4 protein-coding genes and 1 pseudogene are annotated in these 4,987 nt (G+C 69.4%); all 5 read left to right on the forward strand.

Annotated elements, in window-relative coordinates; all coding sequences use genetic code 11:
- The coding region (locus ACH107_RS29805; protein ID WP_412509332.1) for a virulence factor SrfC family protein at nt 1–696 on the forward strand (696 nt) is incomplete at its 5' end.
- Complete coding sequence (locus ACH107_RS29810; protein WP_412509333.1) at nt 693–1,772, forward strand: hypothetical protein; 1,080 nt, start codon at nt 693–695, stop codon at nt 1,770–1,772. The genes ACH107_RS29805 and ACH107_RS29810, both read left to right, overlap by 4 nt.
- Before the next feature lie 11 nt (nt 1,773–1,783).
- Nucleotides 1,784–3,709, forward strand: a complete 1,926-nt coding sequence (locus ACH107_RS29815) for a vWA domain-containing protein (RefSeq protein ID WP_412509334.1) — start codon at nt 1,784–1,786, stop codon at nt 3,707–3,709.
- A gap of 16 nt (nt 3,710–3,725) precedes the next feature.
- The gene (locus ACH107_RS29820) at nt 3,726–4,475 is read left to right on the forward strand and encodes an ATP-binding cassette domain-containing protein (protein WP_412509335.1); all 750 of its coding nucleotides are present in this window, start codon (nt 3,726–3,728) and stop codon (nt 4,473–4,475) included.
- Nucleotides 4,475–4,987 (forward strand): annotated as a pseudogene (locus tag ACH107_RS29825) (ABC transporter permease); the annotation flags it as partial. The gene ACH107_RS29820 and the pseudogene ACH107_RS29825, both read left to right, overlap by 1 nt.

The following is a 4,987-nucleotide window of genomic DNA, read 5'->3' on the forward strand; positions in this document are numbered from 1 at the left end:
GCGCGTCCCGGGCGGCCCGATGCGCCGGCCGCCGCGCAAACCGCCGATCCGGCCACCACCGAGACGGCAGACGCCGCGCCACAGGTCCGGTCGGGCGGTGGGATCCGCACCATGTCCCCAGAGGAGTTCCAGGCCGGTACTGCCGTCGACATCTGGGTGGAACAGCTCAACGACCTGCGCGACGATGCCGAGCGCCTCCGGGCCTTCAACCTCACGCCGGCCGCCGCCAGCGACCTCATCAGCGAAATGATCCACGGGCTGCGCCGCCTCGACGTGATCGGGGACATGCGCGCGCGGCTCAAGGCCATCGACTACGGCATGACGGTTGACAAGCAGGCGCCGCCCGCGGCCATCGTCTGCGCCGAATGCATCAACCGCTTCGTTCACACGCTGGGGGCCGATCGGCTGGCCGAGGGCGACCGCCCTGCGGTGGCCCTGCCCGAAGGCGGCGAGCGCCCCGTTTTCGCCCCCCGCCCCGAGGCCGATAGCGCCATGACGCTGCCCGCCGACCCGCGCCCCTCCGCCGAGGAGACATGGACGGACTGGGTCTATGCGCTTGACACGCTGTTCACCGGCAATGCGCGTGACACCGACGCGGGCGAGATCAACATCGAACAGAACCTCGCGCTCGGGCGCGTGCTCGGCGGTCTCGAAGGCCGCGACGCGTCCACCCCCGACCAAGGTCAGACAGCATGATCCACATTCGCCCCGATCCCGGCCACCCGCATGGCGGCTACGCCGAAATCACCCTTCCCGCCGACAAGGCGCCGGGCGACACCGTCGAGGTTGCGGTGTTCGACAATTACTCCGAACGCTATCTCGGCGATGAGGGGTGGCAGGCCACGCGCGACGCCTTCGGCCCGTACACCGTGCAGCGCGACGGGGCCAACGCGCGGCTGGTGATCGGCCCCGAGATCGTCAACCGGATCGAGGAATATGCCAATGTCCGCCTCGAAGTGGGCGACGCCGCCCAGGACATCGGCTGGCCGGAGGAAATCGTGCCGGCGCCAGGCGCGGCGCGCATCGGCGGCATCCTGTCGGCGCGCAGGCCCGAGCGTGATACGGGGCCTGCCCTCGCCGTGCGTCTTGACGAGCCTCAGCCCGAGGACGCCCCCGCCGAGCCCGCGCCGTCCGAACCTGCCAGCACCGAGAACGAGGCCGGCGCCGACACGGCAGACAGCCCCGGAGCCCCGCGGGAAACGCCTGACGTGACAGCCCCGGCAGGCGGGAATGTTCCGGGCGGCCGCTGGCTCTGGCTGGCCGCGCTGCTGCTCGTCGCGGCGGGCGGCGTGGGGTGGTACCTGATGCAAGACCGGTCCGAACCGACCGCCGAAACCACGCCCCCCGACCCCGAGGAACCCATCCAGACGGCCTCGCCCGAACCCGAGACGGCGCCCGCCCCCTGCAGCCTCGAACTCTTGCAAGCCGTATCCGGCTTTGCCGACCAGGCGGCGGCGCTGCGCGAGTGCGGCGGCGAGGTCAGCCCCGATACCGCGCTCACCATCCTCGAAGGCGCCGCCGCCGACGGGGACGCCGATGCCCTGCTTCTTTTCGGCGAAATCTACGATGCCGACACCACCAGACCCGTGATCGAGGGGACGATCGGCCTGACCTTCAGCGACAACCCGGCCACCGCCGCAGATTACTACAGCCGGGCCGCCGAGGCCGGATCGGCTCAGGCGCACGACCGGCTCAGCACCCTTTGCGAAAGGCTCGAAGGCATGTCCGACACGCTGGCGCGCGGCGCCTTCAACGACCATTGCGGATCATGAGGAGACCCTAGATGCTGCACCGAATGGCCTTCATCCTTGGCGCCGCCCTCTGTGCCGCGCTGATCGCCCCGTCGCCACTGTCCGCGCAGAACGCCCGCCCGCTGCTGGTCGACGGCACGAATACCGTCTACCAGCGCGTGTTGACGCGCCCCTCCACGCCCCTGCACGACGCGCGCGACGGCGCCGAAACAGCCAAGCTGCCCGCTTTTCAGCCGCTTTACGTCTACGGCGACGCTGAAGGCTGGAAACAGGTCGGCCCCTCGCCCACGGCGGGCCCCACCGGCTGGGTACGGTCGGGAGATGTCATGGCGTGGCGGCAGAACATCGTCGGCGCCTTCACCAACGCGGCCGGGCGCCAGCGGCAGTTGCTGTTCGACTCCGAGGAACAGCTGCGCTGGCTGCTCAACCACGAAGCGATGCGGCAGGTGCAGGACCGTCTGCTTGCCGAGGCCGATGCCGGCATCGCCGACGACGCGCGCGGCATCGTCGCCGTCGAGCCCGAGGAATACGTCAACATCCGTGATGAACTTTACGTCATGCCCATTCTCGATTTCGTCGAGGATCTGCACCCCCTCAACTACGAGGAACTGCTGCTGATGCAGGTCGCCTCGGTCCCGCTCGAGGCCGAAAACACGCTCGCCGGCAATGACAGCGGCGACACGGGCGCCTTCGACGTGGGCATCGTCTTCGTGCTGGACACAACCCAGTCGATGGACCCCTATATCGCCCGCACGCAGAAAGTGCTGCAACGCACCGTCCGCCAGATTGCCGGCACGGAAATCGGCAAGCTGGTGAACTTCGGCGCCATCGGCTTCCGCGACAATACCGAGGCCGCGCCGGGGCTGGAATACCGCACGCGCCTGCTGGCCGACATGAAACGCCGCACGGACCAGCAGCCGGTGATCGACGCAATCGGTGGCGCAAGGGTGGCCGTCGTCAATTCCCCCGGTTTCAACGAGGACAGCATCGCCGGGGTGGAGGACGCGATCACCGAGATCGACTGGCAGCAATCGGGCGGCGACGATCCGGTCGACGCGCGCTACGTCATCCTCGTCACCGATGCCGGCCCCAAGGACCCGCGCGACCCGAACGCGCGCTCGCCCATCAGCGTTAACGAGATCCAGGCCGATGCCGAGGGACGCAACATCGTCACCATGACGCTGCACCTGAAAACACCCACCGGTGGCGACGCCAACCATGCCTATGCCGAAGGGCGGTACCGCGCCTTGTCGCGCTTCGCCGGGCGCGAATTCTATTTCCCCATCGAAGGCGGCTCGGAAGAGGCGTTCGAAGGCGTCGCGACCCGCCTCGTGACCGCGATCACCGATCACGTGCGCATGGCCCGTGGCGAGGAAACGCTGCTCGACAAGGAGGAAACCGGCGAGGACCTGTTGCTGCTCGGCCGGGCCATGCGGCTGGCCTATCTGGGCCGCGAAAGCGAGGCTCAGGCGCCCGACGTCTTCCGCGGCTGGGTCAGCGACCGCGCGGTCGAGGCCCCGCGCGAAATGGCGATCGAGCCGCGCCTGCTGATCACCAAGAACGAGATGGCCACCATGGCCGAACTGATCGAGAACCTTGTGCGCATCGGGGAACAGAGCCAGGGCAGCGGCGACGCCATGAGCTTCTTCGAGCAGGTCCGCGGCGTGATCGCCGACATGGCGACCAACCCCGACCGCCGCATCAACGCCGAGGCACGGACCGTCGGCGGCGCGCTCGAATATCTCGACCGCCTCCCCTATCGCAGCCAGCTTCTCCAGATGACCGAGGAAAGGTGGGCACAAAGCGCGATGCTGCGCCGCTCGATCATCGACGGGATGCGCCAGAAGCTTACCCAGTACCGCAAGTGGCTGTTTGATCCCACGGTCTGGACCCCGCTCTACGATGGCGCCCCGGACGGCGAAATGGTCTTTGCCATGCCGTTCGACGTGCTGCCCTGACCGGTCCGGAAGCGCCATGGCCCACCGGCTGCATATCGACGATCTGCGCGTCACGCTGGGCGACGGCGAACGCAGGTTCACACTGTGCACGGGCAACTGGTCCGTCGCGGGGGGCGAGGTGGTCGGGTTCTCCGGTCCCTCCGGCACGGGCAAGACCCTGCTGCTCGAACTTCTCGGGCTTTTGCGCGCCCCCGACAGCGGCGGCTACCGCGCCGAGGGCACGGCCACCCACGACTTTGCCGCGCATTGGCGATCCCGCCGCGCGCTCGCGCTCTGCGCGGCGGCGCGGGGCGGCTTCTTCGGGTTCGTGCCACAGGCCGGCGGGCTGCTGCCCTTCCTGACGGTGGCGCAGAACGTGGCCATCACCCAGCAGATCGCCCGCCGCCCCGATCCGGGCTGGCGGGACGACCTGCTTGAGCGTCTGGGGCTGTCGGCCGTGGCGCAGCTGCGTCCCGGGGCGCTGTCCATCGGGCAACGACAACGCGTCGCCATCGCCCGGGCACTCGCCCATCGCCCCTTCTGTGTCATCGCCGACGAACCCACCGCCGCGCTCGACCCCGAGAACGCGCACGCGGCGCTGTCGTTGCTGATCGGGGCGGCCCGTGCCGGCGGGGCCGCCACGCTGCTTTCCAGCCACGACGCACCGGCGCTGGCGCAGTTTCCGATGCGGCGCATGATGCTCACGGCGGCGGCCGACCCGCAGGCACCCGGCCACGTCATCAGCACCCTGAGCGAAGCCGCGCCCACCACGGCGGAGGCATCGTGATGCCGCTCGTCCTCCGCCTTGCCCTGCGCGACCTGCTCTTTCACAAGACGCACCTCGTGTGCAATGTCGCGGTGCTGGCGGGCGTGCTCGTGCCGCTCATGGTGCTGTTCGGGGTCAAGAACGGGGTCTACAACGCGCTGGTCGGCGAGTTGCTGTCGAACCCCCGGATGCTGCAGATCGACACCTCGGGCAATGCCAGCTTCACCAAGGCGGACGCCGAAACCGTGCGTGGTTGGCCCGATACCGGTTTCGTCACGCTGAAAACCCGCAGCCAGTTCGATTTCGTCAACGTCCGCAAGCAGGGCGCGCGCGGCCTGTGCGACGCGGTGCTCATCCCCAGCGGCACCGGCGACCCGACGCTGCCCGACGGGCTGGCGTTGGCGCGCGGGCAGGCCGTGGTGAGCGCGCGCCTCGCCGCGCAGCTCGATATCGTGGCGGGCGACGACATCGCCATTTTCACGCAGGCCGAGGACCGCCCCAGGCAGCTGCGCCTGCCGCTCAGGGTCGCCGCC

The sequence above is a fragment of the Roseovarius halophilus (ex Wu et al. 2025) genome (assembly GCF_047086965.1).